Origin of the sequence: Psychrobacter sp. AOP31-B2-9 (assembly GCF_052378005.1) — a bacterium.
Lineage (GTDB): Bacteria > Pseudomonadota > Gammaproteobacteria > Pseudomonadales > Moraxellaceae > Psychrobacter.
Genome location: NZ_JBQSXG010000049.1, coordinates 1 through 22,765, shown reverse-complemented (window position 1 = coordinate 22,765; position 22,765 = coordinate 1). Strand labels below are relative to the sequence as shown.

Annotated in this window: 19 protein-coding genes and 1 pseudogene; 6 read left to right on the top strand and 14 right to left on the bottom strand. The window is 41.4% G+C overall.

Features of this window, described 5'->3' with window-relative positions; genetic code table 11:
• Window positions 1–281, top strand: a pseudogene (locus tag ACT3SX_RS07520) (nitroreductase family protein); the annotation flags it as partial.
• Between the two features lie 98 nt (window positions 282–379).
• On the opposite strand, the gene ACT3SX_RS07515 reads toward ACT3SX_RS07520, so the two are convergent.
• The 5 genes from ACT3SX_RS07515 to ACT3SX_RS07495 form a co-directional block, all read right to left on the bottom strand.
• A complete protein-coding gene (locus ACT3SX_RS07515; RefSeq protein WP_192519234.1) occupies window positions 380–1,624 on the bottom strand; it encodes a DUF819 family protein in 1,245 nt (414 codons plus the stop codon).
• A gap of 199 nt (window positions 1,625–1,823) precedes the next feature.
• Window positions 1,824–3,464, bottom strand: coding sequence for a DEAD/DEAH box helicase (locus ACT3SX_RS07510; protein ID WP_192519233.1), 1,641 nt, complete (start codon window positions 3,462–3,464; stop codon window positions 1,824–1,826).
• Between the two features lie 535 nt (window positions 3,465–3,999).
• Entirely contained in the window at window positions 4,000–5,082 is a 1,083-nt protein-coding gene (locus ACT3SX_RS07505) for a DUF1176 domain-containing protein (RefSeq protein ID WP_192519232.1), read from the bottom strand.
• A 512-nt stretch (window positions 5,083–5,594) separates the two neighbouring features.
• On the bottom strand, window positions 5,595–6,407 hold the full coding sequence (yghU, locus tag ACT3SX_RS07500) for a glutathione-dependent disulfide-bond oxidoreductase (protein WP_192519231.1): 813 nt from the start codon (window positions 6,405–6,407) through the stop codon (window positions 5,595–5,597).
• An 11-nt stretch (window positions 6,408–6,418) separates the two neighbouring features.
• Window positions 6,419–7,816 (bottom strand): hypothetical protein, encoded by a 1,398-nt coding sequence (locus ACT3SX_RS07495; protein WP_192519230.1) that lies wholly within the window; start codon window positions 7,814–7,816, stop codon window positions 6,419–6,421.
• A 373-nt stretch (window positions 7,817–8,189) separates the two neighbouring features.
• Here ACT3SX_RS07495 and ACT3SX_RS07490 point away from each other — a divergent pair, with 373 nt between their 5' ends.
• Window positions 8,190–9,587, top strand: coding sequence for a DHA2 family efflux MFS transporter permease subunit (locus ACT3SX_RS07490; protein ID WP_192519229.1), 1,398 nt, complete (start codon window positions 8,190–8,192; stop codon window positions 9,585–9,587).
• Between the two features lie 139 nt (window positions 9,588–9,726).
• Here ACT3SX_RS07490 and bfr (ACT3SX_RS07485) read toward each other — a convergent pair whose 3' ends face one another.
• The 3 genes from bfr (ACT3SX_RS07485) to ACT3SX_RS07475 all read right to left on the bottom strand — a co-directional run bounded on the left by bfr (ACT3SX_RS07485) (window position 9,727) and on the right by ACT3SX_RS07475 (window position 11,661).
• The gene (gene bfr, locus ACT3SX_RS07485; protein ID WP_192519228.1) at window positions 9,727–10,209 is read right to left on the bottom strand and encodes a bacterioferritin; all 483 of its coding nucleotides are present in this window, start codon (window positions 10,207–10,209) and stop codon (window positions 9,727–9,729) included.
• A gap of 61 nt (window positions 10,210–10,270) precedes the next feature.
• On the bottom strand, window positions 10,271–10,759 hold the full coding sequence (gene bfr / locus ACT3SX_RS07480) for a bacterioferritin (protein WP_192519227.1): 489 nt from the start codon (window positions 10,757–10,759) through the stop codon (window positions 10,271–10,273).
• Window positions 10,760–11,469: 710 nt separating this feature from the next.
• Window positions 11,470–11,661: a (2Fe-2S)-binding protein gene (locus tag ACT3SX_RS07475; protein ID WP_192519226.1), complete on the bottom strand. Its 192-nt coding sequence runs from the start codon at window positions 11,659–11,661 to the stop codon at window positions 11,470–11,472.
• 378 nt (window positions 11,662–12,039) lie between these two features.
• Here ACT3SX_RS07475 and ACT3SX_RS07470 point away from each other — a divergent pair, with 378 nt between their 5' ends.
• Window positions 12,040–12,363 carry an ArsR/SmtB family transcription factor gene (locus tag ACT3SX_RS07470; protein WP_192519225.1) on the top strand — a complete coding sequence of 108 codons (324 nt, stop codon included), beginning with the start codon at window positions 12,040–12,042 and terminating at the stop codon, window positions 12,361–12,363.
• Between the two features lie 95 nt (window positions 12,364–12,458).
• Here ACT3SX_RS07470 and ACT3SX_RS07465 read toward each other — a convergent pair whose 3' ends face one another.
• The 6 genes from ACT3SX_RS07465 to sat form a co-directional block, all read right to left on the bottom strand.
• Window positions 12,459–13,181, bottom strand: a complete 723-nt coding sequence (locus ACT3SX_RS07465) for a sulfate/molybdate ABC transporter ATP-binding protein (protein ID WP_192519224.1) — start codon at window positions 13,179–13,181, stop codon at window positions 12,459–12,461.
• Window positions 13,182–13,255: 74 nt separating this feature from the next.
• A complete protein-coding gene (gene cysW, locus ACT3SX_RS07460; protein ID WP_192519223.1) occupies window positions 13,256–14,179 on the bottom strand; it encodes a sulfate ABC transporter permease subunit CysW in 924 nt (307 codons plus the stop codon).
• Window position 14,180: 1 nt separating this feature from the next.
• On the bottom strand, window positions 14,181–15,065 hold the full coding sequence (gene cysT, locus ACT3SX_RS07455) for a sulfate ABC transporter permease subunit CysT (protein WP_192519222.1): 885 nt from the start codon (window positions 15,063–15,065) through the stop codon (window positions 14,181–14,183).
• Window positions 15,066–15,258: 193 nt separating this feature from the next.
• Window positions 15,259–16,347, bottom strand: coding sequence for a sulfate ABC transporter substrate-binding protein (locus ACT3SX_RS07450; RefSeq protein WP_192519221.1), 1,089 nt, complete (start codon window positions 16,345–16,347; stop codon window positions 15,259–15,261).
• Window positions 16,348–16,581: 234 nt separating this feature from the next.
• A complete protein-coding gene (locus tag ACT3SX_RS07445; protein ID WP_192519220.1) occupies window positions 16,582–17,655 on the bottom strand; it encodes a sulfate ABC transporter substrate-binding protein in 1,074 nt (357 codons plus the stop codon).
• Window positions 17,656–17,981: 326 nt separating this feature from the next.
• A complete protein-coding gene (gene sat / locus ACT3SX_RS07440; protein ID WP_192519219.1) occupies window positions 17,982–19,235 on the bottom strand; it encodes a sulfate adenylyltransferase in 1,254 nt (417 codons plus the stop codon).
• A 287-nt stretch (window positions 19,236–19,522) separates the two neighbouring features.
• Here sat and ACT3SX_RS07435 point away from each other — a divergent pair, with 287 nt between their 5' ends.
• The 3 genes from ACT3SX_RS07435 (at window position 19,523) to ACT3SX_RS07425 (ending at window position 22,560) form a co-directional block, all read left to right on the top strand.
• The gene (locus tag ACT3SX_RS07435) at window positions 19,523–21,214 is read left to right on the top strand and encodes a nitrite/sulfite reductase (protein ID WP_192519218.1); all 1,692 of its coding nucleotides are present in this window, start codon (window positions 19,523–19,525) and stop codon (window positions 21,212–21,214) included.
• A complete protein-coding gene (locus tag ACT3SX_RS07430; RefSeq protein WP_192519217.1) occupies window positions 21,207–21,803 on the top strand; it encodes a DUF934 domain-containing protein in 597 nt (198 codons plus the stop codon). Before ACT3SX_RS07435 ends, ACT3SX_RS07430 begins: the two co-directional genes overlap by 8 nt.
• 118 nt (window positions 21,804–21,921) lie before the next feature.
• Window positions 21,922–22,560 carry a phosphoadenosine phosphosulfate reductase domain-containing protein gene (locus ACT3SX_RS07425; protein WP_192519216.1) on the top strand — a complete coding sequence of 213 codons (639 nt, stop codon included), beginning with the start codon at window positions 21,922–21,924 and terminating at the stop codon, window positions 22,558–22,560.
• Window positions 22,561–22,765: the final 205 nt, after the last annotated feature.

The window sequence follows — 22,765 nt, the reverse complement described above, 5'->3', positions numbered from 1 at the left end:
GTTTGCAAGAAGCGGCACCGTTATATACTGACAAATTCCCAGTGTGGTCTGAACATACCAGTGCCATGCATCAGTATATGATCTGGATGGCATTGTCCAGTTTAGATATCGGTGCAAACTTACAGCATTACAATCCTATCATTGATAGCAAAGTTGCTGATGCTTGGAGTGTGGACAAGAACTGGGAATTGGTTGCACAAATGGTATTTGGTGCGATCGAGCAGCCCGCAGGTGACAAGGCGTTTAAGCCTGTAGATGAACGTTTAAAAGTGTTCGGCTAATAAGTCCTAGCGTTGAAGATAGTAAAACCAATGAACCCGCTATGATATATATTCGTAGCGGGTTCATTGGTTTTATTGTGTGACTTAAAATCTTATTTTCAAGTCACCACCAACCTCATTAATTGCGTGCTGATGTAACCACCAAACGTCCCAACCGCATAGCCTAATATACCCAAAAACACTCCCACTGGCGCAAGTGAGGGGTGAAATGCCGTGGCCACAATTGGCGCTGATGATGCGCCGCCAGTATTGGCATTAGACCCAACCGCCAAAAAGAAAAATGGCGCTCGTATCATTCTAGCAACAGCAAAGATAATCACGACGTGAATACTCATCCATAACAGACCGATAAGCAGTAATCGCCATTGTGAGACAATACCAGCCAAATTAATTTGCATACCAATAGCAGCAATTAGTATAAAAATGAATACTGTACCGATTTTTGAGGCACCAACATGGTCAAGCCTGCGAATCTTGGTAAAAGAAAATATCACGCCTATTAATGTAATAATGACCACCATCCAAAAGAATGAACTGGCAAAGCTATACTGTACCGCCCATTTGTATGGCGCAAAAAAACCTGCAATTTGTCCACCAACAAAGTGCGCGACCCCAACCATGGCAAAGCATAATCCAAACATCACCATCAAATCGTTGATAGTTGCTGGCCGGGCATGATCGCGATCATAGCTTTCGACCGCTTTAATGACCTTATCGATACTGCTGGTATCCGCTCGCAAAAACCGATCTATCTTGTCACTGTGTTTTGCCATCACCAGTATGGCCAATAGCCATAGCGAAGCATTGGTCGCATCCACCAAAATCATCATACCGAATAAATCGTCACTGACTCCAAATAGCTCCTTCATCGCTGCTTGGTTGGCTGCCCCGCCGATCCAACTGCCTGCCACTGCCGAAAACCCACGCCATAAAGTATCATCGGTAAACATCGCAGGTGATATCCATTTAGCCACGCCCAAACTGATAGGACCACTAATAATAATAGCGATACTGGCCGCAAAGAACATAGCAATGGCTTTCCAGCCTAAGCCTAATATTTTTGGCACATCCATTGACAGTGTCATCAGCAGTAAACTGGCTGGTAGTAGGTACGTGGCAGTGAAGCCATAAATCTGTGAGCCAACACCATCAGCAAATACACCCAAACTATTTAAAGTGGCTGGTATAAAGCAGCACAAAACAATACCTGGTAGTACGGCATAAAACCGCTGCCAGAACTTGCCAGGTAACCCTTGGGTATAAAACACCAAACCGATAATGGCCATAATAACGCCAAAAGCCAATGGCAGACTATCAATTGCTAAATGAGAGAGGTCTAGCATCCCATAGCTCCAATGCAGAAGATAAAAACCTGCCAGTATAGACAAGCAAAAAAAGTCACGCAATGGCAAATGCCAAATCATTAGACACAAAAAAGCCAGATAACAAGTATCTGGCTTTTTGATGCCGAATTATACGATGTCATGCGATTAAATTAATCGGTCTTATTCAACCATTTATTAACCGTTAATAATAGCGTTATTACGAGTTGTTACCACGGTTGCCACCGTTTGAGCGACCTTGGCCACGGCTGTCAGAACGACCTGCTGGGCGACCTTGGCTACCGCTTGGACGACCGCGACCAGATGCAGCGCGATCACCGCGTGGAACACCATTGCCATCACTACGGCTAGGACCACCAGTACGTTTACCTTGATAAGGCTTGCCACCTGAACGCTCATTTGGCTTACCTTTATAACCACTGTCATTGCTAGCACGTTGACCAGTTGAAGCACTATCGCTTGAACGACCACGGCCTTGACCATTACCACCACCGTTAGAGCGACCAGCATAACCACCACTTGAACGACCACGACCACCGCCGCCGTTAGAGCGACCACGACCACGACCACGGCCACGACCTTTGTTTTCGCTAGGTACGTAAGTTTTCTTAGCTTCCATACCCTCGATGACACACACTTCCATCTTACGATCTAGGTAACGGTTGATAGCAGCTAGTTGTGGACGATCATCCATGCTACATAAGCTGATAGCAACACCAGTACGACCAGCACGGCCACAACGACCGATACGGTGGACGTAATCTTCAGTCTGACGTGGAAGGTCATAGTTGATGACGTGCGAGATAGCTGGTACATCTAGACCACGTGCAGCAACGTCAGTTGCCACTAGAATTTTACATTTGCCATTACGCAGGTCTTGAACAATACGGTTACGCTTGCTCTGTGGCAAATCACCGTGTAGGAAGCTTGCTTTATGACCAGCTTCTTGTAGCTGTTTTGCTAGCTTTTCAGTACTGCGCTTAGTTGCAGCAAAAATAATGATTTGATCCATTTCTTTTTGGCAAACAATTTTGTCAAGCAATCTGTTTTTATGATCGAAATCATCACAGTAGTATACTTTTTCTTCGATGTGCGCTGATTCAACTTTGATAGATACACGCTCAGGGTTTTTAGTGAAGCTAGCAGCGATTTTACCTACTGGGCCATCCCAAGTTGCAGAACACATGATGGTTTGACGATCGGTCGGTGCTGCGCTCAAGATATCACTGATATCATCTGCAAAACCCATGTCTAGCATGCGATCAGCTTCATCAAGTACTAGCACTTCAAGATTTGATAAATCAACACGGCCAGCCTTGATATGATCTAATAGACGACCAGGTGTTGCTACGATTACCTGAACGCCTTTTCTTAGCGCTGTAATCTGACCATTATATGGTGCCCCACCAACCAATGGTACACAGAAGAGACCACGCATATCTTTAGAATAAGTACGCACACTATCATGTACTTGCTGAGCAAGCTCACGCGTTGGTGTTAGGATAAGTGCTTTGGTTAGTTTATCAAAGCTAGTGGCACGGCTTAAACGATCAAGTACTGGGATGACAAATGCGGCTGTTTTACCACTACCCGTTTGTGCTGATAATAATAAATCGCGGCCTGCTAGAGCAAAAGGAATAGCCTGTTCTTGAATAGGTGTGGGATTGGTATAACCACTGCGATCAAGCGCGGTAAGAATCGGCTTGGCAATATTAAGTTCAGCAAAAGTGATTTTTTCTTCAGCAGCGTCAGGAGTAGCCGCTTGAGCATCAGTATTTGGGGTGTCAGTATTTTCGATGATGCCGTTTTCAGCGGCGATTGTAGATAAGATGTCAGTCATAGTAATCCTTGGTAAGTATAAGCTGCTGTACATTCAGCAAGCTTGATGCATACCACTGATAACCGTTCACCACGCCGCTTTTATTAAAGAACTACCGAGCCACATAATTGTGTCGGTAGTCAGAAACTCAGCCAATAAAACTGTCGTTTCTATAATAAATGCGTTCGTGCTGTCTGACGTATTTTGGTGGTAGTGCCGAGTGTCTTATCCTTGTCTGATATAGGCATATTATTAATGCTTTATCCAAAGCAAATAAACGCTAATAACAACCAATCTAATCCATAATAATGGAACAGTAGATAAGATATGAGTCAAAAATAACTAGCAGTGCTATTAAATGTTATTTAAGTACACAAAATCATCGGCAACAATTACTTATGGTCATCCTAGACCCAAAATCGCAGGCGATGTTATCAATCTCATAATTCACGAAAGCCCTAGCTAACGTGGCGACGTAGTATATCACAATAAAATTACATCTGTACCTTTTTTTTGATAACCATAAAAATAACCTTGGCTATCTTAAACTTCTGGTTTATTGTGTTGTTTTGACATCTGTAATATAAGTAGGCAATTGCCACGCACCACCAGCTTCAATCATACGACACAGCCCAGTGCTACCTTCATGACTTTTTTCAAATGTCTTTCCTGTCCATATCCAGTCGATTTTGGTTACGCAGTCACCAATACCTCGACCTTTTTGTACAGAGCTTATCTTACCTTTGTCATAACTAGTGGCATCAGTGGTCACTAATTTTGGGTTATAAGGTTTACTATCATTGATGACCCAAACACCTGAGCCTTTGTTGTAAGCACTCGTCCAACAATCATGCTGGGCTATTAATTGTGAGCCATTTAGACGATTAACTTGCCATGGTGATTTATCTGATAAGCTTGGGCAGTCACTGTCAGCATCTTTCATGGTTTCTTTCATCAATGCTGCCAGTTGCGAGGACTTCATCACAAACTTTTTCTTATTACTTGCCACTGCATTTGGCTTAGGCATGACAAAGCGTAAAACTGGGGCAGATTTTGGTGATAATACACTGCTGTTAGATTTAACTGCATCAGTACGGTTAATAAGGGCGCTTGATGTTCCTACTCGTCCTTGGACTTCATCTGCTTTAAGCATAACGGCATTGGCGCCTCTATCAGATAGCTGCCAACGTGAGTTGCGTAGTACTAGCTCAATATTACTGGATTTGGTTAGTGCCTCTAACAATGCTGTCACTTGTGCTTCAGTAAGCTCAGCACTACCTGCTGTAGTCGAAAATGGTTTGGTTTCACCATGATCTTTATCATTGATAAACAATGATATACGATGACGGTTGCCCAATTGCATCAAGGCCTTAGAGGAGCTATCTTTCGCACCCCCAATTTTAACTTTGCCGTCCACACTAGCATTTGCCCCTGCGCGGCGTGTGAGTAATATAGATATAGGGAATTCGCTATTGTTTTCTGCTTGATAGCCTGCCAATCGGCATGTTCGAGTGTTGTCACAAACAACTTGCCAATCTTGACTGGTCAGCTCAGCACCTGTATTTGCCAAACTTGCTGTACTAACTAAAGCAGTACTGATAGCTGTAAACAGTGATAATCGTATTTTATTTTTTATCATGAATGTGTCTTTTTTATTTTTTTAACATTATATCTTAAGTGAATCATGCCGTTGAATTGTCATAACTGATAAGTACTTCTATCTTGATAATTCTGAACAACTTTTATCTAAGTGTGGTCAATATTGCGGCGAACACTAGCTATTTTCAGTGCTTGCTTTTCCCATTTTTAGTTATCACTCTTAATAATCATTACTTATTAATAGATATTATATAAACAACTACTAATAAGATAGTCCCTGCTATATTAGCGTATTAATGTTTCTGTCCATCATAATAATGTACTATTATGTAAACGCAAAAGTCTATGATTACATCAATGTAAACATATATAAGTACAGAGCAACCCTAATACCCATATTGATTTAATGAGGCTAGGGTCTGTTAAATATTCAAATGTAGTATTGCCCTCCACTCGAGCATAGCTCTCGCCTTGCAAACAGGTAAAGCGCTGCTGTCATGGCTTAAGAATAAAACAAGCCTTGCTATAGACAAATATTATTACTCAGCTTATTTATTCGATGGGTTTTAATGATAATTCTACGGCACGCTTAACGGCTGGACGCTCAGCAACCATATTTGCCCAACGCTTTACATGGATATAGCTATCTACTTGTAAAAATTCTGCAGCATTATAGAGCTTACCGAGCACTAGCTGACCATACCACGACCAAATAAGCATATCCGCAATATTATAATCAGCCTCGTCATTACCGCACATGTATTTATTATCTTTTAAGTGCTTATCGAGTACATCTAACTGACGCTTAGTTTCCATCGTATAGCGATTGATTGGATACTCAAGTGGTTCAGGTGCGTATGCATAAAAGTGTCCAAAACCACCACCTAAGAAAGGCGCGCTACCCATTTGCCACATCACCCAAGATAGACATTCTGCCCGTGCTCTGCCAAGTGACGACGGTATAAATTGACCAAACTTTTCTGCTAAATACATTAAGATAGCACCAGACTCAAACAAGGCAACAGACTCATTATTAGAGTGATCGACCAAAGCAGGGATTTTTGAGTTAGGATTTATGGCGACAAAGCCTGAACCGAACTGATCGCCTTCTGAGATATCGATTTTATAGGCATCGTATTCAGCGCCTTTGATACCAAGCTCAGCCAATTCTTCTAATAGTATGTTTACTTTGACGCCATTTGGTGTATTTAACGAATATAACTGTAATGGCGCATTGCCCACAGGTAATTCTTTATCATGACGCGCGCCAGCTATTGGGCTATTAATACTAGCAAACTTACCACCACTTTCTTTATCTTGTGTCCAAATCTTAGGCGGTACATATTTATTATTGTCTTGACTCATAACATATCCTATTACTTTTTGGTTGTGATAGAACTTACAGTAGCACATTCACCGCTATAGGGTTGAAAAGTGAAATAATCAGTAGAATAACTGCCTACAAACTGGATGATATCAATACCGTATTTTTGGTATGGGTTACCTGTGCTGATATCACCCGCTACATGAGCAGCTTTCACATTGCATTGATAGCCATCATGATTGCAGTGACATACTATATTGTTCTTATAACCAAAATTCTTTATATCGGCGTTTATGATAGCACTTTGTTGTGTGAGACCTTGGACTTGCGACCCTTTATGAGAGCTTACGTAAACAACTCCTACTATGTTGGTATTACGAGTATTGTTTATTTGCCATTTAATGGCCTCATAAGAGCTTAAGTATAATACTACCGGTTTGGATATAGCTGGTATATCTAGCACGACAGCTTGATTATCCGCCTCATAAACACCAGCGTATAATGCTACAACATCTGGGTATCGCTGCTTGATGGTGGATAAAATTTGATTTGGGTCTTCAGCTTGTTTAACATTATCCATAGGACTGATATCCATTGCCACATCTGTTGTATGCCAGCCATTGCGGTATTCAACTTCGACAATATGATTACCAGCTGGTATATATACTTTTTGCATATCATCACCGCCTTTGTTGTCCTCAATGATAATATGTTTATCGATAAGCACCCGTGCCCTAGAGTGACTTTTACTCATCAAAACTTGATAAAACCCCGATTCAGGTACGCTTAACGAGCCTACCCAATATGCCATGAATTTTTCTGATGGTATATTTTTAAAGTTACTCCAACTATATTTTTTTGCCACTCCTGTGACGTACCCTCTTTCTATTACCTTCGATGGATTATCTGAATGCATATAAAAAACTTGATAACCCCGATGAGGAATATCATGATTGAACTGATAAGTATCGTTCCACGTATTAAAGGCTAATGGGAAGTTATGTAAATGGCTATCAAACGTGATGATATTATCGTCTTCAGCACCTGTTTCAATAGGCGGCAGAATGACTGTTTCAAGAAGGATCTCACTATCTTTTTCAATCTCAATCTCAATATTGTCATCTATGTTTGGAGTTACTTTAGGCATCTCTGAGTATCCATCACATGCATTTAAACTAAACATATTTAAAAAAGCCAGTTTTTTACCAGCTTCACTAAAGTCACCATCAAAAAATTCCGAGATGACTTCCTCCAATAAGTGCCGTTTAGTTTTTTTTGAGTCCCTACAACCATCTGTCAGAATATGAGTACCGTTTACTGTATTGTCAGCAGAATAGCTGTCGTTGGTGGTGGCAGCGGGGTTGCCAGTTTCATCATCACTGATCATTAATACTAAAAGTGTGACAACTATCAATGTTACAATGAGTGCAACGGACTGTCGTTTATACATATGATTACATACTCGAGAACAGCTACATCGTAAAATGTAAACGATATAAATATGACTATTATATTAATTTAGAAAAATTGTCGAGTAATAATTATACAAGATAATAACAAATAAAAGTGCGTAAAATGACTTTATCTAAGGTCTGTTGAACATTCAAATTTGAATGTTCAGCAGACCTTAATCTTACCATTAGTCATTTTTTTGTGGATGATTGGCATTCATTTTAGCCAATCTGGTTTCTACACTACTCAAATACTCTTAATTGAACATAGTTAATCGAACATAATTAACTAAAAATAATTTACTCCACATACCCCATAACGCTTTCGACTAACAATCGATCAAATCGACTAAAATATGATTTATGTCTACTATGCTTAATAAAAATGAGTCTAAAATCACCCTGACTCCAATGCAAGAAAAGTACCTACCCTATGTGCTAGCGGTCGCACTATTCATGCAAATTTTGGACGCCACTATTTTAAATACGTCATTACCGCAAATGGCGCAGGCGTTAGGTGAATCGCCATTAAAGATGCAATGGGCGGTCATCAGTTATGCGCTCACTTTAGCAATATTTATTCCTATCAGTGGTTTTCTAGCCGATAAATATGGTACTCGCCGCGTATTTTTATATGCAATTATTCTGTTCTGTATTGGCTCGTTACTATGTGCTGCATCGTCGACGTTAGATTTTTTGATTGGCTCGCGCATTGTACAAGGTATTGGCGGTGCGATGATGACTCCCGTTGCTCGGTTGATATTGGTTAAGTCCTATCCACGCAATAAGCTCTTAACAGTCATGAACTTTGCGGTGATACCAGCATTGGTTGCCCCGTTAGTAGGGCCAGTATTGGGTGGTTATATCGTACAATATACCAGTTGGCACTGGATATTTTTAATCAACATCCCGATGGGTATTGCCGGTCTTATCATGGGTAAAAAACTCGTGCCGGCATTATTTGAGGATACTAAACGACTGGATTGGGCGGGGTTTGCATTATTCGCAGCGGCGGCTTGTGGATTTACGCTTGCAGTAGAGTTTGGTTCGCAAACAGGCCGAGGTATCTATGGGTTATTACTTGCTTTGGGAGCGAGTATGCTGATAGCTGCTTATGTATGGCACGCCAAACGAAGATCTGCACCACTATTTCCATTGACTCTGTTTGATATTCGCACTTTCCGAATTGGTATTACAGGTAATTTATTCACACGCCTCGGTATCAGTTCTGTTCCCTTTTTACTGCCGTTACTATTACAAGTGGTATTTGAATACTCACCTTCACGGGCAGGCTGGTTGCTTGCTCCAATTGCAGTTGGTGCTATGGGTATCAAACCTTGGGTTAGTAAAATTATTCAACGTTATAGCTATCGCACTGTTTTGGTTTATAACACGTTTTTTATGGGCACGCTTATCATTGTGTTGGCGCAGTTTGATGACCCTTCACAGTGGCTTTGGTTTATACCTATATTGACAATTATGGGTGCTTGTAACTCCATGCAGTTCAGCGCGATGAATACCATTACTATTGGCGATCTTCATGGTACACAGACCAGCAGTGGTAACAGTTTAATGGCTGTTAATCAACAGCTAGCGATCAGTTTCGGTATTGCTTTCGGCGCAGCCGTACTTAATTTATTGCGTGATCGATTTTCGCTAGATACATTGGTTGCTTTTCAAGCCACCTACTGGATACTTGGTGTCTTAACCATTCTTTCAGGATTGTATTTTTTACGGCTAAAACCTGAAGATGGTCGTGGTCTATATTAAGTATGATTTGGTCAAGTAGAGCCTCTCAAATGTTAGGTACAAAACATTGGGCATAAAAATGCCAGCTTATGTTTTGGTATATAACCAATCACAAGCTGGCAAGTTTAGAGAATATGTTCTGTTTATTAATCACATCAACTTAAGGCGCGTCATCATCATTCATTTGTGATTGGATGTATCGTTCTATCCCAACGCTTTCAATCAAATCCTCTTGTGTATCTAACCAGTCTTCATACTCTTCATTACCATCTTTTAAGGTAACCAATAGCTGGCGAGAAACATAGTCAGACTCTGTCTCACATAACGTGATAGCATCAGTAAGGATAGCAAACTTCTGTTTTTCTAAACGTAAGTTGCAGTCAATCGTTTCAGCCACATCTTCACCGATAAATATTTTGCCATAATCTTGCAAATTCGGTAAACCGCCTAGCAATAAAATCCGTGCAATCAAATCATCAGACCATTTCATCTCAGCAATAGATTGTTTGTAAAAACTTTCATTGAGGGCTTCTAATCCCCAATGACGTGCGATACGAGCATGTAAAAAATACTGGTTGATAGCGATCAACGACTGTCCAAGCACTTTATTTAAAGCACGAATAACCTCTTTATTACTTTTCATTATCTTTCTCCATATGTGTTGTTTGAGCTTATTCTTATTTATATACGCATCTAGCGTAGTGTTAAATAAGATTAGGAGTCACTTCAGCCATTTGGCTTTGTAGATAATTAGGTAGACTAATCATGTTAATAAGGCGCAATTGCTGTTCGAGCCAATGAGCGTGATCTTCTTCAGTGTCTTTTAACTGCTCAACCAACATTTCACGTGTCACATAGTCATGCTCTGCTTCGCAGATAGCGATGCCGTCTTTTAGGTGTTGTTGTACCTTGTACTCTAAGTCCAAATCTAGCTGTAGCATTTCAGGGACAGTAGAGCCAATGTTGATGGTATCAACAGTCATTTTTGGCGTGCCACTCAGCATTAAGATACGGCGAATAATGGCTTGGGCATGTAGTGTCTCATCTGCCATTTCATGATGAATACGCTCATAAAGTTTACCGTAATGCCATTCAGCATACATTTCAGAATGTATAAAATATTGGTCGCGAGCTGCAAGCTCACCACCTAACAAAAAGTTTAAATAATCAATGACTTTTTGGCTGCCTATCATAACGTGTACTCCTCTATATCTACCTTGTATATCGTCTTACAATCAAAATGACCTACATCAGGACAGTCTGATCAACAAACCAATTACTTAGTATCAAAATCAACAGAATTTATTGCAATATTAGAGACACATAATAGCATACAGGCTGTTATCCAGCTTGTAACATTATGAACTAAGAATAAGATGCTAGTTGAGAATAAGATGCTAGTTGAGAACAAGATGCTAGTCGAGAATAATAACTGGCTAGATCATGTCATTATATATCGTTAGATAATTATTAAATGGCTACGGCGTTACTCTCACAAGATGTACTACTTGTACAATCTGCGTTTAGATGACTTGTATTCATTTTAGAGGGCTTTGACTATATATCGTGTGACTTAAAAATGACAACATAAACTATTTTAGCCCATGTGGAGGGCTATCGTTTGAATGGAATGCACGGCTTATTCTTATGACAATATTTGGATATTTTGACGCTATTAAATATATAAATGTGTCAATTAATGGCACCTAAGTGGCTGCTGTCAACAATATCCATTTTATTAAAAATAAGCGCATCAACACTAAGAATCTTACCCTATCCATGGTAGATAGAGTAAGTAATTAGTGGTATTTATGTCAATATGAGTTCGGGTGGCATCTACATTGAGAATGATAGAAAATTGAGAATGGTAAAACAGAATAGAAACGAGATGAGCTATTAATGCTTAAACAGCGTACGCTAATTCATCAAGCTTGGCATGATGTTCATCTAAGTAGTCATTGACCATAGGCTCACAGCAGCCACAACAAGTTGCCACATCTAGCGTATCTTTTAGACCATCAAGCGTATCGATGCCTGACGCAATCGCTGCCTGAATTTGCTTTTCTTTTACGTCATTGCAAATACATACGTACATGAACTGGCTCCTATGAACATCACTATTCAATAACTATTTGACTGTCAGTCAGTTTAAAGAGTTGATAATCATCATCTTATGCAACTTAATTTTCGTCACTGGACAACCAATCAATCATCTTTATTGATTGACCTATCATAACGATAACTATTATCATTTTCAATAGTATTTAAATGTTTTTTTAAGGAATTCTGCATAATTGGCAAGGATATTGCATCCTTTAATCTATCTAAACGAATATAAATATGTATGTTATGATATAGATGAAAGGTAGTAAATTAACGATAAACTGTAATTTAGCTCACTTTTTAATCGATTTTATGCACAACTACTGTTATATTTAACTTCTATTAACAAAAGCCCTATAGGGATCATACTATGTCTGACAATAATTTTACGTTACGACCTATTGAGCTGTTTAAAGTCTTATCTGACCCGACCCGCTTAAAAATATTTCAAATTTTATTTAAAAAAGAATCACGCTGCGTGGGAGAGTTAGTAGAGATACTAGATCAGCCACAACCAACGATATCACGTCATTTAAATCATTTGAAAGAACTGGGTATTTTAAGCTGTGTACGAGATGGTACATGGATGTGGTATGAAGTGTCCGATGACTTACCAGAATGGTGTCAAGAAATTTTAGATATTACCTATGAGCAAATATCTACTAAAGATATTGCCATGCCAAAGCCTGGTTAACGATGTTTCGTATTAAGAATATTCAGACATACCCTACAAAAAAAGACCTATTTATCATAGGTCTTTTTTTATTTCTAATGAAGTATGTCGACTATTTAAACCAAATCTAAAAACTCACTAATAAAGGTGCTAGCTGGTTGATGTATCAGCTCTTCTGATGTCCCTACCTGCTCCACTCGCCCTTGATTCATAACGACAATCTCATCAGATACTGCACGCGCCTCTTCTTGATCATGAGTAACCATAATGCTAGTAATACCCAGCTCATGGTGGATATTTTTTAACCACGTACGTAGCTCCTTACGAACTTTAGCGTCTAGTGCACCAAACGGCTCATCAAGCAATAATAATTTCGGCTTTACTGCAAGTGCACGTGCCAGTGCAATTCTCTGACGCTGACCACCTGATAATTGGTGTGGATAAGCATTGGCAATCTGTGGCAGCTGCACTAACTCTAATAGCTCTGCCACACGCTTATTAATATCAGCTTTGCTTGGTCGCTCATTCTTTGGCAGCAAAGTGAGACCAAACGCGACATTATCAGCGATATTTTTGTGACGAAACAGCGCATAATGTTGAAACATAAAGCCGATGTGACGTTTTTGTACAGGCGTGTTCGTCACATCTAACTCATCAAACAACACCTGCCCAGAGTCAGCATACTCAAGACCTGCAATGATACGCAGCAAAGTGGTTTTGCCACAGCCCGACGGTCCTAGTAATGTCGTTAGCTTGCCAGTTGGTACGGTGATATTGATATTATCTAAGGCTGTAAAATCACCAAATTTTTTATTGATGTTGCGAATTTCGATGCTCATAATGATGTCTCTTATATATATTTTAGTGACCATTTATGTCAGTCATGCGTTACCAATAAACAGTAATGTCTCACTTATACCTTGTCTGTAACCGTTGTCTCAGTACTTAATGATATCTCAGGTATATTATCCAATCGCCCAGATTTGGCAAACTTACGCTCTTGTAGTTTAGTCATGATTTGCTGGATAAGCAGCGTAATCAATGCCAATGCAGCAAGTAAACTAGATAAAGCGAAAGCGGCTGTAAAGTTGTAATCATTGTAAGCAATCTCAACCAGTAGTGGCATGGTGTTGGTCTCGCCCCGAATATGACCTGATACGACGCTGACTGCACCAAACTCACCCATCGCCCGCGCATTGGTCAAAATTAGGCCATATAGCAGTGCCCATTTAATATTTGGCAACGTCACATGCCAAAAAGTCTGCCAACCAGAAGCGCCCAATGTGAGTGCTGCTTGCTCTTCACTATCACCTTGAGTTTGCATCAGCGGTATCAACTCACGTGCGACAAACGGGAATGTGACAAATAATGTCGCTAATACAATACCAGGAACCGCATAAATGATTTGGAACCCCATACTCTCAAGCCAGCCACCAACCGTAGAGTTGAGTCCAAATAGCAATATGAACATCAAGCCTGCAACCACTGGTGAAACAGAAAATGGCAAATCAAGTAACGTGGTAACCAACTGCTTACCTTTAAACTGATAGCGAGTGACCAACCATGCAATCGCGATACCCATCACCATATTAATCGGTAAAACAATGGCCGCAGTAATCAATGTTAGCTTAATGGCTTGTAGTGCCTCTGGATCGACAAGTGAGGCAATATACAACTGCCAGCCACCCTTAAAGGCTTCGTAAAACACCGCCAATAAAGGGATCACTAACATCACTACCATAAATAGTACGGCAATAACGATAAAGATACGACGTATCCATGGTGCATCTTTGGTGGCTGCGTTACTCTGGTAGTCGTAGCTATTAGATATTTGCATATTAGCGTGCTCCTACACGGCGTGACAGCTTCCACTGTACGATATTAATGGTTAACAGAATCACAAATGAGATAAGCAGCATAAATAGTGCGACAGCAGAGGCGCCTTGAATATCAAACTGCTCAAGCTTGCTGATGATAATCAACGGTAAAATCTCAGACTGCATCGGAATATTACCTGCGATAAAAATCACCGAGCCATATTCGCCAGTGGCACGAGCAAACATCATACCTGCACCCATTAATAATGCTGGTAACAACTCCGGTAAAATTACTTTACGAAAGGTGGTTAAGCGATTGGCGCCTAGCACGGCAGCCGCTTCCTCAAACTCAACTGATAGCTCAGCGAGTACCGGCTGCACAGCACGGACGATAAAGGGAAAGCTGACTACGACCAACGCCAACCAAATACCCAGTGGCGTAAACGCCACTTGAATATCAAACTTAGCAAACCATTGACCCATCAACCCATTGGGAGCATAAAGCGTAGCAAGCGAGATACCAGTAACCGCTGTTGGTAAGGCAAATGGCAGGTCGACCAAGGCATTAATTAAAGACTTACCCCAAAACTCATAACGTACGAGCACCCAAGCAACCAAGGTACCAAACACCATGTTAGTAAGCATGGCTAAAAAAGACATCCATAAGCTCAGCTTGATAGCAGCCGTCACTTGCGGCTGGCTGATGGTCTCCCAAAAGCCACTCCAACCCATTTGCGTTGTCGTATAAGCCATCATCGCAAACGGCAACACCACCAATAGCGATAAGCTAAAAACAGTAATGCCCATGCTCAGACCGAAACCTGGCAGTACATTGCGTTGACGCAAGCGTGTTAGCCAACCTTTCTTAGCAGGGGCTTTACTGGCAGAAGAAGATGTTGCACTCATAGTGATGTCCTGTTGCCTAACTGATGGTACTTATCGTAAGACCATGTTATATCGAACTTATTATTAAGATGCTTACGGTATAAAGGACACAGTGCGTACGACCATGTCCTTTATGAAGTTTTCCTAAATGACCACATCACCTAACTGGTAGTAAAGTCACTGCTTTGAATAAATGAGCAATCTTAGTCAATTGCTACTGCGGTGCATTGATAGCCAATTGATCGAACACGCCGCCATCACTGAAGTAAGTACCCATGATGTCATCCCATGACCCAAAGGCGTCATTCGGACGGAAAGTTTCAACTGGTGGTAATTTGTCACCGTTTTTCTCTAGTACGCTTTGTACACTAGGACGTAGATAAAGATCGGCTGCCAATTGCTGAGCAGGCTCGCTCCATAGGTAATCAAGATACGCTTTTGCGGCGTCTGTTGTACCTTTTTTGTCTGTCACAGCTTTGACAACAGCCACTGGGCTTTCTGACTTGATAGAGTATTTTGGATAAACGATATCGACTTGACCCGCACCAAAATCGGTCGCTGCAAGGTTGGCTTCATTTTCAAAGGTTACTAAGACGTCACCGATACCACGCTGAACGAATGTCGTTGTGGCAGCACGGCCGCCATTTTCATAGACTTTGACATTTTTTAGCATGTCTTTGACATAGCCTTTAGCTTTTGCTTCATCTTGATTAAAGGCATGCAAACCATAGCCATACGCACCTAAGAATGCATAACGACCATTACCCGTCACTTTTGGGTTAGCCATGACAATCTCAAGACCATCTTTGGTCAAATCTTCCCAGTCGTTAATGCCTTCTGGGTTACCTTTACGTACCAAAAACACGATAGTACTGGTAAAAGGCACTGCATTATCAGGGAATTTACTTTCCCAATCTGACTCAACCAAGCCTTCTTTCTCAAGCAGCTCAATATCAGATCCTTGGTTCATCGTGGCCACATCCGCCTGTAAACCGTTAGCAACAGACAGTGCCTGCTTGCTTGAGCCACCATGTGACTGTTTGATTAGGATATTACTGTCTGGGTTTTCAGCTTTATAGTGTTCAACGAATAACGGATTGTAGTCTTTATAAAAATCACGGGCCACATCATAAGAGACATTCAGCAACTCGATATCTTGCCCTTCTGTCGCGGCTGCGCCGTCCGCATTGGCAGTCGTATCGCCATTGCTACAACCAGCCAAACCCAACGTTAATGCAACGCCTGCAATGCTCAAAACATTCAGTTTTTTACTTTTTTGTTGATAACCAGCTGCGTGTGTCATAAATCCCTCAAAAATATTTGTTAAGTAATGCAAGTATGCTAACAGTGCCATCTTATTATGTTTAATGATGAATATGCGTATGTTATTGCCAAAACGGAATAACTAGGCGATAACTACAAACTTGTCAATTTATTTTCAGGAGCCACTAAAAATACTGTTGATGAAGCGTCAAAAACACAAACGCTTGCAGCGCCTATTATTCGACAGTCAGCCAGTCAAATGAGTGTTAAAAAGCTATTTTTCTACGCGAGCCAGCTGATCAAAGCGGCCACCATCGATAAAGAACGTATCCATAATCTGCGTCCAAGTACCAAAAACAGATACTGGGTCGAAAGTTGCAATTTCAGGCAATGTGTCTTTATGAGCAGCCAGTACTTCTGCATTACTAGGGCGCATGTACATCTCTGCCATGAGCTGCTGAGCAGGCACATCCCACAGACCTTGTAAGTAAGCACTTGCGGCATCTGTCTTACCGCTTTTATCCGTAACACCGGTCACGACTGCCACTGGATTAGCAATTACTATAGAGTAGCTTGGATACACAATATCGACTTGGCCTTTAGCAAACTGCCTAGCAGCCAAATTTGCCTCATTTTCAGTTGTGACGAGCACATCCCCTAGCCCGCGTTGGGTAAAACTGGTCGTCGCTGCACGCGCACCATTGTCATAAGTGACCACATTTGCTAATAGTTTTTTGATGAAGTCATCAGTTTTGGCTGGAGCTTCCACACTTTCTTTAAATTGATGCAAACCATAACCATACGCTCCTAAGAAAGCATAACGCGCTGTGCCACTGGTTTTTGGGTTCGGTATGACCACATCGATATCATTGCGTGCCAAGTCCGACCAGTCTTTGATGTTTTTTGGGTTGCCGCTACGTACCAATAGCACCATGGTACTGGTATAAGGCACTGCATTATTCGGGAACGCCTGCTTCCAATCAGTGGCTACCAGCCCTTTTTCTACCAACAGATTCATATCGCTTTCTTGGTTTAAGGTTGCCATATCTGCTTGCAAACCATTAGCAATAGACAGCGCTTGCTTACTTGAGCCACCATGTGATTGATTGACCTTGACCTTACTACCTGGATGCTCTTTTTCATAACTTGCACTGAATAGAGTGTTGTAGTCTTTATAAAAGTCACGTGATACATCATAAGAGACATTCAGTAAGCTGATATCCTGCGAGTCTCCCGCTGTCGGTGTGTCTTGTTGCGTGGCTTCAGTAGGACTACAGCCTGTTATCAGTAAGGCGACTGCCCATGCACTACCAACTTTTAAACTGATATTAGATACCTGTGATCGCATATGTTTCTTCTTAATAAATGATAGGGTACTAACCAAATATTGATTGCTCTATTATTAGTATTGAAGCTTTAAATATTTTGGATTTTGCCCGATGGATAATAAAAGATATGCTAGCAGTTTGTGTGCTAGACTCTTAGTGACGAATTCGCTTATCAAGTGTTTAACTTGGCATAAGCGATTTTGGCGATCCACAGCCCTAATGTTTGGAATATTTAACCCGCCCTAGCCTATACCTGAAACAGGTAAGAAATTGTAAACATAAAAAAGGTGCCAGACGATAAGCCCGACACCTTTTTTATTAACTTTTTATAATGTTTTTATAATACTTATACCGCAGATGCTCCCGTTAATTTCACCTCGGCACGTTCTTCTTTTGCGATACCAGCATAGTAATTACGCAATATCTGTAGCACTTCTGGGCGACTAAAATTATCTGGCACTTCTTCATCTTCTGATAGGGCTTTACGCAGCTTAGTCCCCGATACTTTGACATGCTCAGAGGCGTCATGCGGGCAAGTTTTGTCAGAGGCCATCGCATTACAAGCATTACACCAAAAGGTCCAGCCAATTTTTAATGGTTGGGTGATGAGGTCATCTTTGCCGACTTTATCAAAAATGGCCTGCGCGTCAAAGGCACCATAGTAATCACCAACACCAGCATGGTCACGACCTACAATAAGATGGCTACAACCATAATTTTGACGGAATACAGCATGTAACAATGCTTCGCGAGGTCCGGCATAACGCATGTCTAGTGGATAACCCGCTTGAATAACAGTATCTTGTTGGAAGTAGTTATCGATTAAGGTCTTAATTGCTTCTTGACGCACTTCTGCTGGGATATCACCAGGCTTTAACGCGCCGAGCAAAGAGTGTACTAAGACCCCATCACAAATTTCGATGGCAATTTTGGCAAGGTATTCGTGTGAACGGTGCATTGGGTTACGTGTTTGGAATGCCGCAACCGTTTTCCAGCCTTTGGCATCCAAAATTTCGCGTGTTTCAGCGGGCGTTTTATAAATTTCAGGATATAATGTTGGAAACTCGCCTTCGCTGAGTACTTCTACGCTACCTGCGATATTGACATCGTCTTGGTTCAATACTTGTTGAACACCTGGATGCTCTGAATCTGTTGTGGTAAATACTTGCTGACACTCATGCGTTTTGTCGATGGTGTAAGTCTCTTCCACAGTTAAGATGCCCATCACTTCACCATCTTCAGCGACCAGTGCCACTTTGTCACCTGAGTTAAGGCTGTCAGCAGTCGCTTTAGGTGCTGACAACGTAATAGGAATCGGCCAAAACAAGCCTGCGTTGTCACCACTTTGCAAGCGCATGTTGTCAACCACGCCTTGCCAATCCGCTTGATTCATAAAGCCATTCAACGGTGTAAAACCACCAATACCAAACATAATTAAATCACCACGCTCACGAGAGCTTAAGGTGATCGTCGGTAATGTGCTGGCAAGCGTAATCGCTTCATCGCGAGCATCCCCTCTTAGTAGTAACGGCTTTAATTCATTGCTACCGTGTGGCGGAACAAGTTTTGATGGCTGATTATTAATAATAGAAGCTGTCATAGTCGTTTTAAAACCTCAAAAATAGTGCTGAGAAAGTAAGAAGTGGCTTAAGAAATGGTTGTGGCATTGCGCTTTAAATTTGATAAGCATAGGCTACCTAACTTTCGTTATGAAAATTTATGCTGTGTTTGGATATGGATATGTCTTAAAGGAATTTATGTTTTTAAGCGCAAGCTTATATGATGTAAAGCTGAATTGTGCGCATTGCGAACGGCAATAAACCTATTACACACGCAAATCATTTTCGTCGCTGCTTTTAAGTCTAAAAACAAATTTGAGATTACGTCATGTATCAATATAACTACGCTGACCAAAACTTAGTAGAGGAACGAGTCGCTCAGTTTCGCGATCAAACCGAACGGTTTTTGGCAGGCGAGCTGCCAGAAGAACAGTTTTTGCCACTGCGTTTGCAGAATGGTCTTTATATTCAGCGCTATGCGCCGATGTTACGTATCGCCATTCCTTACGGCTTACTAGCCAGTTACCAACTGCGCAAACTAGCAGAAATTACTCGTAAATATGATAGAGGTTATGGACACTTCACGACCCGTACCAATATCCAGTTGAATTGGCCAAAACTAGAAGAAGTGCCAGATATCTTGGCAGAATTGGCATCGGTACAGATGCATGCTATTCAAACATCTGGCAACTGTATTCGCAATACCACCACTGACCCTTATGCTGGTATCCATAAAGAAGAGATTGCGGATCCACGTCCTTATTGCGAGATTATTCGTCAGTGGTCTACGTTCCATCCTGAATTTGCTTTTTTACCACGTAAATTTAAGATTGCCGTTATCGGTACAGAGACAGATCGCGCAGCGACGCAAGTGCATGATGTTGGTTTGCACTTGAAGAAAAATGAGGATGACGAGATTGGTTTTGAAGTATTGGTTGGCGGCGGACTTGGCCGTATCCCAGTGCTTGGTAAAGTTATCAATAAGTTTTTGCCACGTGAGCATCTACTCAGTTATTTAGACGCTATATTACGTGTTTATAATCTGCATGGTCGCCGTGATAAAGGCAGTAAATATAGATCACGTATCAAAATATTGGTCGATACCTTAGGTGGACCTGCATTTGCTAAATTGGTCAATGCTGAGTGGGAAGCGCATACCAAAGACGGGCCGTTGACACTGACTGATGCAAATTTTGAAACCGCCATGGGCTTTTTCAGTGAGCCTGATTATGCGGACTTCGATGCGCTACAAGTTCAGTCTGATTTACAGCAGCAATTGAGCGCTGATAAAGACTTTGCCAATTGGTATAAACAAAATACTGTCGCACACAAAGTCAATGGATACCGTGCAGTAGTAGTTTCTTTGAAAGCAGGGTTGGTTGATGGTAAATACGTACCGTCAGGCGATGTCAGTGAGTCACAGATGGACGCGTTGGCTGACCTTGCAGACAAACATAGCTTTGGTGAATTGCGCGGCACTTACCAACAAAACCTAGTATTTGCTGATGTACAAACCAATGAGTTGTACGAGTTGTGGCAACAACTAAAAGCGCTGAATTTAGCTCGTGCCAATATTAACACCCTCACGGATATGATTGTTTGTCCAGGTTGGGATTATTGCTCACTTGCTAATGCCACTACCCACAACATCGCTGAACAAATAGAAAAGCAGTTTGTCGACCTTGACTATCTCTATGATCTTGGCGATATCCGTCTCAATATGTCGGGCTGTATCAATGCCTGTGCCCATCATCATACTGGCGATATCGGTATTTTGGGTGTCGATAAAAAGGGAGAAAACTGGTATCAGATTAGCCTTGGCGGCAACTCTAGCGACAATGCCAAGCTTGGCAAGATACTCGGTCGATCCGTACCTACGGAAGCAGTTGCTGACACAATTCAAAAGATCGTTGATGTCTATGTTGATCTACGTGCTACCACTGATAACGACGTAGAAAGCTTTGGTGAGTTGGTTGAGCGTGTCGGTATTGATCCATTTAAGGAGAAGGTCTATGGCTAATCACCATATTTTGGATAGTCAGGGTGTCGATATTAGTCATCAGGACAGCTGGCATGTATTGACCACTGAGACACTACCAGATGGAATCGCCTCTGTAGACCTTACTTTACTTGAGCTCTTACAACGACAAGAAAAACCTGATGTGCTAGTGCCACTTGCTGATTTGTTAGATGCTTCAGGCACGCTAGGAGTTGGCTTAGTCAAAGAAGTGTATGAGCTGATAATCCAGCATAGCAGTCATACTGGATTATGGGTGACTGCTGATACAGACACAGATGCGTTAATAGCGTTAAGTGAGCTGCTATTAACGCAGACGCTTATCGTCATACATGTGCCAAAGTTCGCTGATGGACGTAACTTTAGCTTCGCGCAAACCTTACGCCAAATTGGCTATCAAGGCGAGATTCGCGTTACTGGTGATTTTGGCCGTGATCAAATTGCCTATTTATTACGCGTAGGCGTCGACAGCTTTGTGCTTAGTGAGCACGACATGCAATCTATTTCTGATATTCGTCAAGCATTCAATGCGCTTGCCAGCAGCTATGGCGGTCGAGATGCCGCAGCATTACCGATGTTTGCAGGTGTTTAACTAACTTAAACTTTTACTACAGCATGCCCTCGTTTTCAGCCGACTCAAAGTTTGCTGTTTACATTGAGGGCCTGTGCTAAACCCTTTTATCAAATCAATCCCATTTAAGGAATATACCATGAGCCAATTACACCCAAATCTAAATATCGACCAAGCCAATCAAGACCTGCAAGGTAAATCACCAGAAGAAATCGTGGCATGGGCACTGACTCAAGCAAAAAACCCAATCATCACGACTAACTTTCGTCCGTATGAGTCAGCAATCCTGCATTTGGTTGCTAAGCAGCGTCCTGACATCACCGTACTATGGGTAGACTCAGGCTATAATACTGATGCGACGTATCAGTTCGCTAATAAAGTGATTCGTGACCTTAACCTAAACGTTGTGACTTATATACCTAAACAAACAGCGGCACATCGTGATGCAACCATGAACGGTATCCCGGGTATTGATAACCCACAGCATGGTGAGTTTACTGACCAAGTAAAACTTGAGCCATTCCGCCGCGCTTTAGATGAGCTGAAACCTGACGTATGGTTCAATGCGATTCGTAAAGATCAAACAGAGTTCCGTCAAGGCCTTGATGTGCTTAGCCTATCAAAAGATGGCGTGTTAAAAGTCGCTCCATTATTTGAAAAAACCGATGTTGATCTAGATGGTTATCTTGAAGAAAACAACCTACCAAACGAGTTTGATTATTTTGATCCAACTAAAGTAGAAGAAAGCCGTGAGTGTGGTTTGCATACTCAGCTATAATACTAGGGCATATCCTCAATTCAATCGATAGTTATCTAAGTGGGTTAAAAATAGCTAAATCTTGCCAAACGGTGTCAAATAGCTGACTAATATCTCGATATTATCTGCGCTATTTTCCTTGTTTGACGGCAATTTATCTCATTTTTATCACCATTTTTAAAATGAGGACACGCCCTAGCTGTTTATGAATAAAAAAGGCCCTTTC